The organism is Pseudomonas sp. Leaf127, assembly GCF_001423155.1.
GTDB classification, from domain to species: Bacteria; Pseudomonadota; Gammaproteobacteria; order Pseudomonadales; family Pseudomonadaceae; genus Aquipseudomonas; species Aquipseudomonas ovata.
In genome coordinates this window covers 362,198-375,190 of the sequence record NZ_LMOA01000022.1, presented here as the reverse complement: position 1 = coordinate 375,190, position 12,993 = coordinate 362,198, and the positions used below count along the sequence as shown (strand labels likewise).

Genomic DNA, 12,993 nt, shown 5'->3' with positions numbered 1-12,993 from the left:
TTGTTGTGCGGGTCAAAAGGCGCACGGCTTGGCGTGCGGCAAGTGGCTGCGCTACCATCCGAATCCCTCAACGGACTCCTCACAGGACGACGCGATGAACCGAGTGTTGTATCCAGGCACCTTCGACCCTATTACCAAGGGCCACGGCGATCTGGTCGAACGCGCCTCGCGCCTGTTCGATCATGTGATCATCGCGGTGGCGGCCAGCCCCAAGAAAAACCCGTTGTTCGGCCTTGAGCAGCGTGTCGAGCTGGCCCGCGAGGTCACCCGTCACCTGCCCAATGTCGAGGTGCTGGGCTTTTCCACCCTGCTGGCGCAGTTCGCCACCGAACAGGGCGCCAATGTGTTGCTGCGCGGTCTGCGGGCGGTGTCGGACTTCGAATACGAATTCCAGCTGGCCAACATGAATCGACAACTGGCACCGGACGTCGAAAGCCTGTTCCTGACGCCCTCCGAGCGTTATTCGTTCATTTCCTCGACGCTGGTCCGGGAAATCGCGGCCCTGGGCGGCGATATCACCAAGTTCGTGCACCCGGCCGTGGCCCAGGCACTGAACGAGCGTTTCAAGCAGTCGTAATCGGCTATCAAGCGCGGGGTGCATCCGAAGACCTAATGCGGCACAATTCGCCGCATTGGTTTTCATGTGCCCGGTCTCCCCGCGGCAGGAGAGTTGCATGTCCCTTATCATCACTGACGATTGCATCAACTGCGACGTTTGCGAACCCGAGTGCCCGAACGAAGCGATTTCCCAGGGCGAAGAGATCTACGTGATCAACCCGAACCTGTGCACCGAGTGCGTGGGCCACTACGACGAGCCGCAGTGCCAGCAGGTCTGCCCGGTCGATTGCATTCCGCTGGATGAAAATCGCGTCGAAAGCAAAGACGAACTGATGACCAAATACCTGCACATCACCGGCAAGGCTTGATCACACGCACGGCAAGCGCTGGCCGTTCAGGCCGGTCACAGGGGCGGTTTCACTCCTGTTCGCCGTAGCGATCCCCCGTACAGCCCAGGCAGCGCACGAAGGCCGCCTTGGCCGGGTCGACCACCAGCGCCTTGCCGGTGCGGCCGATGCCGCCGCCGGTGGCCGTAAATGGCAGAGCCACGACAAACAGCCCGGCACCGACCACGGTCGCGGCGATCAGCAGCGGCCGGGCGATCAGCAAGTCGCCGATCATGGCAAACGCCGGCGGGTTCTGGATTTCGTAGGAAGGGTCGCCACTGGCGGTGGGGTTTTCGAAGCCGGCCATGGCCGGCGCGGCCTGCAAGCCGACCAACAGGGCCAAGGTAGCGGCGAGAATACGAAACGGGCTCATGCTGGGTCCTTCGGCTGCACGGGTTGAATGGATCAACTATAAACAGCGCCCGGGGTTAAGCAAGGCCCGTTACCGACTCACTTTGTGTCAACGCTGACACTTGGGGCAGAAGACACTGGCGCGCTGGCCCAGCTTGACCTCGCGCAACAGGCTGCCGCAGACCTTGCACGGCTGGCCGCCACGGCCATAGGCAAACAGTTCCTGCTGGAAATACCCAGGCTTGCCGTCGCCACCAGTGAAATCGCGCAAGGTGGTGCCACCGCGCTCGATGGCATGCGCCAGGATGCGCTTGATCTCGATGGCCAGCCTGAGATAACGCGCGCTGGAAATGCCCCCGGCCTCGCGGCGCGGATCGATGCCGGCGGCGAACAGCGCCTCGGTGGCGTAGATATTGCCCACCCCGACCACCACCGCGTTGTCCATGATGAACGGCTTGACCGCCATTGACTTGCCACGCGAGCGCTCGAACAGCCGTGCGCCGTCGAACAGGTCGGTCAGGGGCTCAGGGCCCAGGCGCAGCAGCAGCTCGTGATTATGCGGGTCCAGGCTCCAGAGCATGGCGCCAAAGCGGCGCGGGTCGGTGTAGCGCAGGGCCAGCCCCGACTCCAGCTCGATGTCCACATGTTCATGCTTGAGCGCCGGCGAGCCGGCCTCGACCAGGCGCAGGTTGCCGGACATGCCCAGATGGCTGATCAGCGTGCCGACCTCGGCCTGGATCAACAGGTACTTGGCCCGCCGCCCCACCTCGACGATGCGTTGCCCGGACAAGCGCACATCCAGGTCTTCAGGGATCGGCCAGCGCAAGCGGTGATCGCGCACGATCACACGCTCGACGCGCTGCCCTTGCAGATGCGGCGCGATGCCCCGGCGGGTGGTTTCGACTTCAGGCAATTCAGGCATGGTTCACTCAGATGGCGATCAGCGTCCGCTCAGCTCGCGGATGCTTTCCTTGAGGTATTCGAAATCGTATTCGGACAGGCCGACGTAATCGAGCACCAGGTGCCCGACCGCGTCCCACTCGTGGTCCTCGTCCTCCTTGCCCAGCACCCGGTGAGACTGGCAGATATGCTCGGCCATCTTCAGCGTGCCCAGCAGGTTCTTCAGCGGCGCATTGTTGCTCGAATCGTCCTGGAACATTGCCAGCGCATTGTGATGATTGGCAATGGCGGCGCACAGGTGCTCGGGCAGGCGCCAGGAACGGGCCGTGTAATAGCCCACCACGGCGTGGTTGGTATTGAAGGCTTCGTTCTCGGTGTCGACGACGCGCCACTCGCCACGGGCGCGGGCGTAGGCATTTTCCAGCATCGACATGTAGTCGGGAAAGCGCTTGAGCATCAGCGGGATGCCGCAATCGTGAAACAGACCCAGGGCGTAGGACTCGTCCACGGTCTGCGAGCCCAGGCGCTTGGCCAGGGTCAGACTGGTCATGGCCACGTCCTGGGCACTGTCCCAGAACCGGTTCAGGGTGACGATGGTTTCATCGCTCATCTCGCCCTTGATCGACTGGGCATTGATCAGGTTGATGACCGTACGACTGCCCAGCAGGTTCACAGCCCGCTCGATGGACGCGATCTTGTTCGACAGCCCGTAATGCGCTGAATTGACGATCTTGAGCAGCGCGCCGGACAGCCCGGGATCCTGTGAAATCAGCCGTGCGATCACGCCCAGATCAGGGTCTGGCATGTACTGCTCCATCTGCAGATCGACCAGGATTTGCGGCTGCGCAGGCACACTGATGCCTTGCAGGGCCTGCTGGATCTGCTCTTGGGTCAACTCCGGTGACAACTTCTGAGGCATAAAGGCTTACTCGGGATCAGGTCGGAATTCTGCCCCCTTAATCAAGAATGGTCCATCACCATTAAAGGTCAATTTCCTTGAACTTTGCCGCGTCCCGCGCTTCGGACTCTTTAAGCGCGGCACCGCAAACCGGCACGCCGCATGCCGTCCCAGACCCGATTGAGGAGAAGACCATGTCCCGTTCTTTAAGTGGCAAGCGCGTTGCGTTTTTGGTGACCGACGGTTTCGAGCAGGTTGAACTCACCGGCCCCAAGGAGGCGCTTGAACAGGCCGGTGCCAAGGTGGAAATCCTGTCCAGCCAGGCCGGCACGGTCAAAGGCTGGAACCACGACAAGCCCGCAGACGACTTCGAGGTGCACCGCACCTTCGAGCAGGCCAAGAATGAAGATTACGACGCGGTGGTGCTGCCCGGTGGCGTGCAGAACTCCGACACCATCCGCCTGGATAAAGGTGCGCAGCACATCGTCAATCTCATCAACGGCCAGAACAAACCGATTGCTGTGATTTGTCATGGCGGCTGGTTGCTGATTTCTGCAAAACTGGTGACAGGCAAGACGCTCACCAGCTACAAGACCCTCAAGGACGATCTGGTCAATGCTGGCGCCGACTGGGTTGATGAAGCCGTGGTCGTCGACGGCAACCTGATCAGCAGCCGCCAGCCCGACGACATTCCCGCCTTCAACGAGCAACTGATCAAGGCCCTCTCGGCCTGATCCATCGTCAGTTAATTCGCCTCATCCCGGCCCGCCGCCGGGATGACGCGCTATAATCCCGCTCTTTTTTCCGGAGCGACGTCATGTCCCTGCCCAGCCTGCGCCTCAAAGCCAATGCCGACCGTCGCCTGCGTAACGGCCACCTGTGGGTCTACAGCAATGAAATCGATGTCGCCGCCAGCCCGCTGAACAAATTTGCAGCAGGCGACCAGGCTGTGCTGGAAGCCGCCAACGGCAAGCCGCTGGGCATCGTGGCCATGAGCCCCAACAACCTGATCTGCGCCCGCCTGCTGTCGCGCGACATCAAGCTGCCGCTGGACAAGTCGCTGCTGGTGCATCGTCTCAATGTTGCCCTGTCGCTGCGCGAGCGCCTGTTCGACAAGCCGTTCTATCGCCTGGTGTACGGCGACTCGGACCTGCTGCCGGGCCTGGTGGTCGACCGCTTCGACCACATTCTGGTGGTGCAACTGGCCTCGGCGACCATGGAGCAGCACAAGGACGACGTGATCGCCGCCCTGGTGCAAGTGCTCAAGCCCAGCGGCATCCTGTTCAAGAACGACTCCAGCGCCCGCGACGCCGAAGGCCTGAACCGTTACGTCGAAACCGTCTACGGTGCGGTGCCCGAGTGGGTCGCGCTGGAAGAGAACGGCGTGAAGTTCGAAGCCCCGGTGCTGAGCGGGCAGAAGACCGGCTGGTTCTACGACCACCGCATGAACCGTGCGCGCCTGGCCCCCTACGTCAAGGGCAAGCGCGTCCTGGACCTGTACAGCTATATCGGTGGCTGGGGCATCCAGGCCGGTGCGTTCGGGGCCAGCGAAGTGTTCTGTGTCGACGCCTCGGCCTTCGCCCTGGACGGTGTCGAGCGCAACGCCGCCCTTAACGGCTTTGCCGAGAAAGTGACCTGCATCGAAGGCGACGTGTTCGAAGCCCTGAAAGAACTCAAGGCGTCCGAGGAGCGTTTCGACGTGATCGTGGCCGACCCGCCGGCCTTCATCAAGCGCAAGAAGGACATGAAGAACGGCGAAGGCGCCTACCGCCGCCTGAACGAACAGGCCATGCGCCTGCTCAGCAAGGACGGCATCCTGGTCAGCGCCTCGTGCTCGATGCACCTGCCCGAAGACGACCTGCAGAACATCCTGCTGCAAAGCGCCCGTCACCTGGACCGCAATATCCAGTTGCTCGAACGCGGCGGCCAGGGCCCGGACCATCCGGTGCACCCGGCAATCGTCGAAACGCGGTACATCAAGAGCATTACGTGCCGGTTGTTGCCTAACAGTTAACATCACCCAGCGGTTACCGGGACTGTAGGAGCGCGCTTGCCCGCGACCGGCTGCGTTAGCAGTCGTAAAATTGTGGCGTTTCGCAGATTTCTGCGAGCGCTGCGCACTCGGTCGCGGGCAAGCGCGCTCCTACGCCCCGGCCGGTTTACGCGGGTGAGCCTTAGTCACTCGCCATCGACGAGCCTGACCACACACTCATCCGTGGAGGGTGTAAAAACGGACTTTGCAATGAAGTTGCCGACAAGGAAGATCATCGTTGCCAGCATGAAGACGACGCTGGAAATGGCACCGATCAGCATAAGGACGCAGGACGTTACGGTAAAAAGCCCTAGCCCCATGACTGTGTATTTATAGCCTTTACCAGGGTCGGTTTTTGCCAATACGGCTTCGCGCTGGTCTTCGGGCAGCTTCTGCGGCCGCTTGCACGACGGGCATGCCAGCGACTCATTGGAATAAAGGGTCAGCAACTGCTTGTCATCGGGCAAAATCTGTTCATCACAGTAGCCGCACAGTGCCTTGATACCGGTGGTGCCGGGGCTTTTATCGCTCATGCTGCGTCCTTGAGTCAGAGCTCTTGTCGAGCCGGGCGCAGACTGTAGCGAGGCAATCACAGCCCTGACACCGCCATAAGGCACGTTCAGAAAAGCCCTACAGTAAAAACAGACTTTTCTCTTGATCCTCACAGCAAATACCCGCTTGAGCACCTCCCTGTCCGCAACACCTCCCCAAGGTGTAGAATCGCCGGTATTCATCGCCAGTCATCCCCGGCGGGTTTATGAGCTCAGGCCGATTGCCCGGTGATCCCACGGTAGTCGGTTTCTTCGCAACATCCGGTCACTGCCTGTGTCTGCGGCGCCTATAGAAGCTCACTCCCCTTACTGATTAGCCTGCTTTGCCGGAGTGCTCCAATGCCTGATTATCGTTCCAAGACTTCCACCCACGGCCGCAACATGGCCGGTGCCCGCGCCCTGTGGCGTGCCACGGGCATGAAGGATGCCGACTTCAAGAAGCCGATCATCGCCATCGCCAACTCCTTCACCCAGTTCGTCCCGGGCCATGTGCACCTCAAGGACCTGGGGCAGTTGGTGGCCCGCGAGATCGAGCGCGCCGGTGGCGTGGCCAAGGAATTCAACACCATTGCCGTGGACGACGGCATCGCCATGGGCCATGACGGCATGCTGTACTCGCTGCCGAGCCGCGAGATCATCGCCGACTCCGTGGAGTACATGGTCAACGCCCACTGCGCCGACGCCATCGTGTGCATTTCCAACTGCGACAAGATCACCCCTGGTATGTTGATGGCCGCCCTGCGCCTGAACATCCCGGTGATCTTCGTTTCCGGTGGTCCGATGGAAGCGGGCAAGACCAAGCTGGCCAGCCACGGCCTGGACCTGGTCGACGCCATGGTCATCGCCGCCGACTCCACCGCAAGCGACGAGAAAGTCGCCGAGTACGAGCGCAGCGCCTGCCCGACCTGCGGTTCGTGCTCCGGCATGTTCACCGCCAACTCGATGAACTGCCTGACCGAAGCGCTGGGCCTGGCCCTGCCGGGCAACGGCTCGACCCTGGCCACCCACAGCGACCGCGAGCAACTGTTCCTGCAGGCCGGGCGCACCATCGTCGAGTTGTGCCAGCGCTACTATGGCGACAACGACGATTCGGTGCTGCCGCGCAACATTGCCAACTTCAAGGCGTTCGAGAACGCCATGATGCTCGACATCGCCATGGGCGGTTCGACCAACACCATCCTGCACCTGCTGGCCGCGGCCCAGGAAGCCGAGATTGCCTTCGACCTGCGCGACATCGATCGCCTGTCGCGCGTGGTGCCGCAGCTGTGCAAGGTGGCGCCGAACATCCAGAAGTACCACATGGAAGACGTGCACCGCGCCGGTGGCATCTTCAGCATCCTGGGTTCGCTGGCCCGTGGCGGCCTGCTGCACACCGACCTGCCGACCGTGCACAGCCGCTCGATGGCCGAAGGCATTGCCAAGTGGGACATCACCCAGACCACCGATGAAGCGGTGCACCACTTCTTCAAGGCCGGTCCTGCCGGCATCCCGACCCAGACCGCGTTCAGTCAGTCGACCCGTTGGGAAACCCTGGACGACGACCGCGAGAACGGCTGCATCCGCAGCTTCGAGCATGCCTACTCGCAAGAAGGCGGCCTGGCCGTGCTGTACGGCAACATCGCCCTGGACGGCTGCGTAGTGAAAACCGCTGGCGTCGACGAGTCGATCCATGTCTTCGAAGGCAACGCCAAGATCTTCGAAAGCCAGGACAGTGCGGTACGCGGCATTCTGGCCGACGAAGTGCAGGCTGGTGACATCGTGATCATCCGCTACGAAGGCCCTAAAGGCGGTCCGGGCATGCAAGAGATGCTCTACCCGACCTCGTACCTGAAGTCCAAGGGCCTGGGCAAGGCCTGCGCCCTGCTGACCGACGGTCGCTTCTCGGGCGGCACCTCCGGCCTGTCCATCGGCCACGCCTCGCCTGAAGCAGCCGCCGGCGGCGCCATCGGCCTGGTGCGCGACGGCGACAAGGTGTTGATCGACATCCCGAACCGCTCGATCAACCTGCTGGTCAGTGACGAAGAACTGGCCGCCCGCCGCGTCGAACAGGACGCCAAAGGCTGGAAACCGGTTGAAGTCCGCCCACGCAAGGTGACCACGGCCCTGAAAGCCTACGCTTTGCTGGCCACCAGCGCCGACAAGGGCGCGGTGCGCAACAAGGCGCTGCTCGACGGCCTGTAAGGCGAGCTGCGGTCAATGAAAAACCGGCGCCAGGCGCCGGTTTTTTATGCACACGTGAAATACTCACCTGCAATCGATTACTGAATCTCCTCCGGCTTGACCACCACCCAGTTCTTGTCTGCCGTCACCGGCAGGCCTTCCTTGGCCTGGGCCTCGGCGTTGCTCTTGATCATGCCGTCGAGCTGCTTCATGTACTTGTCCTTGCGGTTGATCCACAGGTGCACGCCGCCCTTGCTGACGTCGACCCCGTGGAACAGCATGTAGCCGTCGCTGCTCGGGGTATCGCCTGCCACCAGCACCGGTTTCTTCCATTGGTCGATGTAGGTCAGGATCGCGGCCTGCTTGCCGGCCATCCAGGTGGCCGGGGTCCACAGGTACGGGGTGATTTCCAGGTCCATGTTGGCCTTGGCGTCGTACTTGCCGGCGGTGATCTGCTTGCGTGCGGTGGTCAGTTCGCCGGTTTTCTTGTCCTTGAGCAGCATGGTCACACCGATGACGTTTTCCGGTTTGACGTTGTAGCCGTACTTGGGATCGGAGGCGACCATGCGCACCAGTTCTTCGGAGGCGGCGGTCATCACGTAGACCTCGATGCCGTTCTCCATCAGCTTCTTGTACAGCTCGGTCTGCCCGGTGAAGACCTTCGGCGGCTCGACATTAAGGGTTTTTACCGTGTCGCCGTCGTAGTAGGTCGCCGGGATCGGCTTGCCGAGGGCCATCAGCTCATCGACGTAGCCCTTGAGCTGCTGCAGGGTAAAGCCCGAGAACACCTGGGCCACCCACGGGTAGCAGACCATGTCGTCGAGTTCACACAGGCGATAGTAGTAGCTGAACAGGCTTTCCTTGTGCTCGGCGGTGTCCTTGAAGGGAATCAGTTTCAGCGACGGGTCGAGGGTGTCGCGGGTGATCAGGCCCTTGCTTTCCATGTACGGCAGCAGCGACTCTTCGAGGTCGAAGCGGTAACTGGTGTTGTCCATGTCGAACACCGCGTAGTTACCTTTGTTGGCGTTGGCCGTGATCATCGCCTCCAGCGCCTTGGCGGCAGGCTCCGGCCAGTGCTTCAAATCGGTGGCCGACGCCTGGCCTGTAACGGCCAGACCCAGGCAGAGCGCGACCGCTAACAATCCTCGCTGAAACTTCATGGTGATGCCCCTTCATGGTAGAGGCGTTCGACCGTAACAAAATCCTGTGACCACTTATGCATGCCTGCGACCCGTTGCGGCCTCAATTGCGTCAGGTATCTGTGTGTTCACGACAGCGGGCCGCAAAAGCGACACTTTCATGACAGATGGATGTCAGCCTGCGCGTCGCTCCCACACCTCGAAGTGATACGTCGGCTTGCCGTCTTCGGCGGCATTGGCCTGGGTCGACGCGAGCGTCCACTGCGCGGTGTCGAACGCGGGAAACCAGGCATCGCCCTCGGGCTCAAGCTCGACGCGGGTCAGGTACAGGCGGTCGGCTTCGGGCAGCCCTTGCGCATACAGCTGCGCGCCGCCAATCAGCATCACCTCGCTGACACCCTGCTCGCTCGCCCATTGTTCGGCACGCTGTACGGCCGCCTCCAGGGAAGCGAAGACCTCGGCGCCTTCCAGCATCAGGCCGCTCTGACGGCTGACCACCAGGTTCAGCCGGCCCGGCAGCGGACGACCCAGCGAGTCCCAGGTCTTGCGTCCCATGATGATCGGCTTGCCCAGGGTCATGGCCTTGAAGTATTTGAAATCCCCCGGCAAATGCCAGGGCATGGAATTGTCGATGCCGATCACCCGGTTGGCGGCCAAGGCGGCGATCAGGCTGAGGGGAAGTTGTTTTTTCATGTCGGCGAGAATACCAGAGCCACGGAACTGTTACCCCTCAAGCCCGCTCACAGCGGTATGCTGCCCGTTGGTATTTCTCAAAGAGACGCTGTGTGACTGCCCTGACTCCCCTCGATACCCTCTGGCTGACTGAAGCGGTGCGCCTGCGCGAGGCGCAGGCCGGCCCGCTCGATGACCTGCAAGCCTGTCGCCAGGCGCGTACCGCCCAGGGCGATCTGGCAACCCGTATCCAGCACCGCGCCCTGCATCTGGCCGAACGTGACGGCATGAAATCGGCCTTGTATCGCTGGAAGCAAGGTGCGCGCCTGGCGCTGATGCTACTGATGCTGCTGTCGGTGGCCAGCGGCGCCGGCCTGGCCTTTGCCGCGCTGGGCGACGGGCGTGCACCGGTCAATGTGTTCTGGGCGCTGGGCAGCCTGCTGGGCGTCAACCTGCTGCTGTTGCTGGGCTGGTCGCTGGGCATGCTGTGCACCCGCCAGGGCAGCGCCAGCCTCGGGCAAGTGTGGTTGTGGCTCAGTGCCCGGCTGGCCCGCGATGCCCAGGCCGTGCAACTGGCACCCGCCCTGCTGGTGCTGCTGCAACGCCAACGCCTGGAGCGCTGGGCCCTGGGCCTGCTGAGCAATGGCTTGTGGCTGCTGGCCCTGCTCAGCGCGCTGGTGGTGATGCTGGCGCTGATGGCCACGCGGCGCTACGGGTTTGTCTGGGAAACCACGATTCTGGGCAGCGAGACGTTTGTCGGCCTGACCCAGGCCTTGGGCGCACTGCCCGCCTGGCTGGGCTTCAGTGTGCCGGACGCCGAGATGATCCGCGCCAGCGGCAACAGCCTCACCGGCCTGGAAGACGCCCGGCAGAGCTGGGCCGCCTGGCTGGTCGGTGTGCTGCTGATCTACGGCATCCTGCCGCGCCTGTTGCTGGCCGGGCTGTGCCTGTGGCGCTGGCGGCGTGGGCGCCAGGCCCTGCGGCTGGACCTCGAAGACCCCGCCTACCTGCAGTTGCGCGAGCGCCTGATGCCCAGTAGCGAGCGGTTGGGGGTCAACGATGTGGCACCGGCGCAGGTGCATCAGGTCAGAGCGCCCACGGCGGCGATGACCCGCAATGGCGCCGTGCTGGTGGCCATCGAGCTGGACGATCAACAGCCCTGGCCACCCGCACACGCCGACAGCGTGGTGAATGCCGGGGTGCTCGACAGCCGCGAGTCGCGCCATCGTCTGCTCGAACACCTGGCCCACACGCTGCCGGCCCGCCTGCTGATCGCCTGCGACCCGCGCCGCTCGCCGGATCGCGGCAGCCTGGCGCTGATCGCCGAGCTGGCGCGCAGTGCCGGCAACACCCGTCTGTGGCTGCTGCCGGCGCCGCCGGGGCAGCAGCTTGATCCCGAGCGCCTGGACGACTGGCAAGTGGCACTGCGCGACCTGCAACTGACGTGCACCGACAGCGCCCCGATGAACTGGCTGGAGACAGGTCATGACTGAAGCCTTGCCCGCGCTGAAGCTGGCGGTGGTCGGCCACACCAATGTCGGCAAGACCTCGCTGCTGCGCACCCTGACCCGTGACGTGACCTTCGGCGAGGTGTCACATCGCCCCAGCACCACCCGGCATGTCGAGGGCGCCCGCCTGTCGGTGGACGGCCAGGCACTGCTGGAGCTGTACGATACGCCGGGCCTTGAAGACGCCATCGACCTGCTCGATTACCTGGAGCGCGTGGCCGCCGAGCAGCGCCTGGACGGCCCGGCGCGGCTGGCGCTGTTTCTGCAGGGCAGCGAGGCGCGCCAGCGCTTCGAGCAGGAAGCCAAGGTGCTGCGCCAGTTGCTGGCGTGTGATGCCGGGCTGTACGTGATCGACGCCCGCGAACCGGTGCTGGCCAAGTACCGCGATGAACTGGCGGTGCTGGCCAGCTGTGGCAAGCCGTTGCTGCCGGTGCTCAATTTTGTCAGCAGCCCGCAACAGCGCGAAGCCGACTGGCGCGAGGCGCTGTCACGCCTGGGCCTGCATGCGCTGGTGCGTTTCGACAGCGTCGCGCCGCCGCAAGACGGCGAGCGCCGTCTGTATGAAAGCCTGGCCCTGCTGCTGGAAAGCGCCCGTACACGCCTGGAAATGCTGATTGCTGACATCGAAGTGCAACGCCAGGCCCGCTATCACAGCGCAACGCGACTGATTGCCGACCTGTTGATCGACTGTGCGGCCTGCCGGCGCAGTGTCGAATCGCGCGAAGCGCCCGAGCGTCAGGCCATCGAAGCGCTGCACCAGGCGGTGCGCCAGCGCGAGCAACGCTGCGTCGAAAGCCTGCTCACACTGTATGCCTTTCGAGTCCAGGATGCGGCGGCCAGCCATCTGCCGCTGCTCGACGGGCGCTGGGGCGACGACCTGTTCAACCCCGAGACCCTGCGTCTGCTCGGCATAAGGGTCGGCGGTGGCGTGGCCGCCGGCGCAGCGGCCGGTGCCGGGGTCGACCTGCTGGTCGGCGGCATCACCCTGGGCGCGGCGGCACTGGTCGGGGCGATTGCCGGTGGCGCACTGCTGACGGCACGCAGCTACGGCGGCCGCTTGCTGGGCAAGCTCAGGGGCCTGCGCGAGCTGACCGTGGACGACAGCGTGCTGCGCCTGCTGGCCCTGCGTCAGCGCCAGTTGTTGCAGGCTCTGAGCGTGCGCGGCCATGCGGCAATGACCAGCATCGAACTGGCCGACCCGCAGGATAATCACTGGCGCCAGGGCAAACTGCCCGAGCCGCTGCGCAAGGCGCGGGCGCATCCGCAATGGTCGGCGCTCAACGCCCATCCCCGGCTGAGCCAGGCCGAACGGCAGGAAACCCTGGAGGCGCTGGCGCAGGTGCTGCAGAGCTGACACTAATGCCCGCTGATTGAACGTGTGGGGGGGCAGCAACGGCTGACAAATGCTTCGGTACCGACGCAGCAGATGTGCCGGCTTTGTTGTCCTCATCGCCGGCAAGCCGCCTCCCACAGGTCCCCTGTTTGATGCGCGACAGGGTGCCGCCTTGGCGCGGTGTCAGCGACACAGGGTGGGCTCCTACCGGATTGATGTAACCCTGAATTTCGGGCCTGGCACCAGGCTATGGAAGGCAGCAACGGCTGGCGAATGCTTCAGTACCGACGCAGCAGATGTGCCGGCTTTGTTGTCCTCATCGCCGGCAAGCCGCCTCCCACAGGTCCCCTGTTTGATGCGCGACAGSGTGCCGCCTTGGCGCGGTGTCAGCGACACAGGGTGGGYTCCTACCGGATTGATGTAACCCGGAATTTCGGGCCTGGCACCAGRCTRTGGGAGGCAGCAACGGCTGGCGAATGCTTCAGTACCGACGCAGCAGATGTGC

13 protein-coding genes are annotated in these 12,993 nt (G+C 63.5%); 7 read left to right on the top strand and 6 right to left on the bottom strand.

Annotation, left to right across the window (positions count from 1 at the left end):
- Positions 1-94 precede the first annotated feature (94 nt).
- Together coaD and ASF84_RS19545 are read left to right on the top strand one after the other, a co-directional pair.
- Positions 95-577, top strand: coding sequence for a pantetheine-phosphate adenylyltransferase (gene coaD, locus ASF84_RS19550; protein WP_056840495.1), 483 nt, complete (start codon positions 95-97; stop codon positions 575-577).
- 97 nt (positions 578-674) lie between these two features.
- A complete protein-coding gene (locus tag ASF84_RS19545; protein ID WP_056840494.1) occupies positions 675-926 on the top strand; it encodes a YfhL family 4Fe-4S dicluster ferredoxin in 252 nt (83 codons plus the stop codon).
- A 49-nt stretch (positions 927-975) separates the two neighbouring features.
- On the opposite strand, the gene ASF84_RS19540 is transcribed toward ASF84_RS19545, so the two are convergent.
- The 3 genes from ASF84_RS19540 to ASF84_RS19530 form a co-directional block, all read right to left on the bottom strand.
- A complete protein-coding gene (locus ASF84_RS19540; protein ID WP_056840493.1) occupies positions 976-1,317 on the bottom strand; it encodes a hypothetical protein in 342 nt (113 codons plus the stop codon).
- 87 nt (positions 1,318-1,404) lie between these two features.
- Positions 1,405-2,217: a bifunctional DNA-formamidopyrimidine glycosylase/DNA-(apurinic or apyrimidinic site) lyase gene (gene mutM / locus ASF84_RS19535; RefSeq protein ID WP_056840492.1), complete on the bottom strand. Its 813-nt coding sequence runs from the start codon at positions 2,215-2,217 to the stop codon at positions 1,405-1,407.
- Positions 2,218-2,235: 18 nt separating this feature from the next.
- Entirely contained in the window at positions 2,236-3,048 is an 813-nt protein-coding gene (locus ASF84_RS19530; RefSeq protein WP_162241272.1) for an HDOD domain-containing protein, read from the bottom strand.
- Between the two features lie 239 nt (positions 3,049-3,287).
- Here ASF84_RS19530 and ASF84_RS19525 point away from each other — a divergent pair, with 239 nt between their 5' ends.
- Together ASF84_RS19525 and ASF84_RS19520 are read left to right on the top strand one after the other, a co-directional pair.
- Positions 3,288-3,827, top strand: a complete 540-nt coding sequence (locus tag ASF84_RS19525; protein ID WP_056840491.1) for a type 1 glutamine amidotransferase domain-containing protein — start codon at positions 3,288-3,290, stop codon at positions 3,825-3,827.
- Positions 3,828-3,910: 83 nt separating this feature from the next.
- Positions 3,911-5,107, top strand: a complete 1,197-nt coding sequence (locus tag ASF84_RS19520) for a class I SAM-dependent rRNA methyltransferase (RefSeq protein ID WP_056840490.1) — start codon at positions 3,911-3,913, stop codon at positions 5,105-5,107.
- Between the two features lie 164 nt (positions 5,108-5,271).
- Here ASF84_RS19520 and ASF84_RS19515 read toward each other — a convergent pair whose 3' ends face one another.
- Positions 5,272-5,658 carry a hypothetical protein gene (locus ASF84_RS19515; RefSeq protein ID WP_056840489.1) on the bottom strand — a complete coding sequence of 129 codons (387 nt, stop codon included), beginning with the start codon at positions 5,656-5,658 and terminating at the stop codon, positions 5,272-5,274.
- A gap of 357 nt (positions 5,659-6,015) precedes the next feature.
- Here ASF84_RS19515 and ilvD point away from each other — a divergent pair, with 357 nt between their 5' ends.
- A complete protein-coding gene (ilvD, locus tag ASF84_RS19510) occupies positions 6,016-7,857 on the top strand; it encodes a dihydroxy-acid dehydratase (protein ID WP_056840488.1) in 1,842 nt (613 codons plus the stop codon).
- Positions 7,858-7,934: 77 nt separating this feature from the next.
- Here ilvD and ASF84_RS19505 read toward each other — a convergent pair whose 3' ends face one another.
- Together ASF84_RS19505 and ASF84_RS19500 are read right to left on the bottom strand one after the other, a co-directional pair.
- Positions 7,935-8,996, bottom strand: a complete 1,062-nt coding sequence (locus ASF84_RS19505) for a phosphorylcholine phosphatase (protein WP_056840487.1) — start codon at positions 8,994-8,996, stop codon at positions 7,935-7,937.
- A gap of 153 nt (positions 8,997-9,149) precedes the next feature.
- Positions 9,150-9,668, bottom strand: coding sequence for a dihydrofolate reductase (locus tag ASF84_RS19500; protein ID WP_056840486.1), 519 nt, complete (start codon positions 9,666-9,668; stop codon positions 9,150-9,152).
- A 92-nt stretch (positions 9,669-9,760) separates the two neighbouring features.
- Between ASF84_RS19500 and ASF84_RS19495 the strand changes: the two genes are divergently transcribed.
- Positions 9,761-11,140 carry a DUF2868 domain-containing protein gene (locus tag ASF84_RS19495; protein WP_056840485.1) on the top strand — a complete coding sequence of 460 codons (1,380 nt, stop codon included), beginning with the start codon at positions 9,761-9,763 and terminating at the stop codon, positions 11,138-11,140.
- Positions 11,133-12,509, top strand: a complete 1,377-nt coding sequence (locus ASF84_RS19490; protein ID WP_056840484.1) for a DUF3482 domain-containing protein — start codon at positions 11,133-11,135, stop codon at positions 12,507-12,509. The genes ASF84_RS19495 and ASF84_RS19490 overlap by 8 nt, the downstream gene beginning before the upstream one ends.
- Positions 12,510-12,993: the final 484 nt, after the last annotated feature.

Excerpts from the sequence above, each read along its gene's own strand:
- coaD (WP_056840495.1), top strand. The coding sequence starts at position 95 with ATGAACCGAGTGTTGTATCCAGGCACCTTCGACCCTATTACCAAGGGC.
- ASF84_RS19545 (WP_056840494.1), top strand. The coding sequence starts at position 675 with ATGTCCCTTATCATCACTGACGATTGCATCAACTGCGACGTTTGCGAA.
- ASF84_RS19540 (WP_056840493.1), bottom strand. The coding sequence starts at position 1,317 with ATGAGCCCGTTTCGTATTCTCGCCGCTACCTTGGCCCTGTTGGTCGGC.
- mutM (WP_056840492.1), bottom strand. The coding sequence starts at position 2,217 with ATGCCTGAATTGCCTGAAGTCGAAACCACCCGCCGGGGCATCGCGCCG.
- ASF84_RS19525 (WP_056840491.1), top strand. The coding sequence starts at position 3,288 with ATGTCCCGTTCTTTAAGTGGCAAGCGCGTTGCGTTTTTGGTGACCGAC.
- ASF84_RS19520 (WP_056840490.1), top strand. The coding sequence starts at position 3,911 with ATGTCCCTGCCCAGCCTGCGCCTCAAAGCCAATGCCGACCGTCGCCTG.
- ASF84_RS19515 (WP_056840489.1), bottom strand. The coding sequence starts at position 5,658 with ATGAGCGATAAAAGCCCCGGCACCACCGGTATCAAGGCACTGTGCGGC.
- ilvD (WP_056840488.1), top strand. The coding sequence starts at position 6,016 with ATGCCTGATTATCGTTCCAAGACTTCCACCCACGGCCGCAACATGGCC.
- ASF84_RS19505 (WP_056840487.1), bottom strand. The coding sequence starts at position 8,996 with ATGAAGTTTCAGCGAGGATTGTTAGCGGTCGCGCTCTGCCTGGGTCTG.
- ASF84_RS19500 (WP_056840486.1), bottom strand. The coding sequence starts at position 9,668 with ATGAAAAAACAACTTCCCCTCAGCCTGATCGCCGCCTTGGCCGCCAAC.
- ASF84_RS19490 (WP_056840484.1), top strand. The coding sequence starts at position 11,133 with ATGACTGAAGCCTTGCCCGCGCTGAAGCTGGCGGTGGTCGGCCACACC.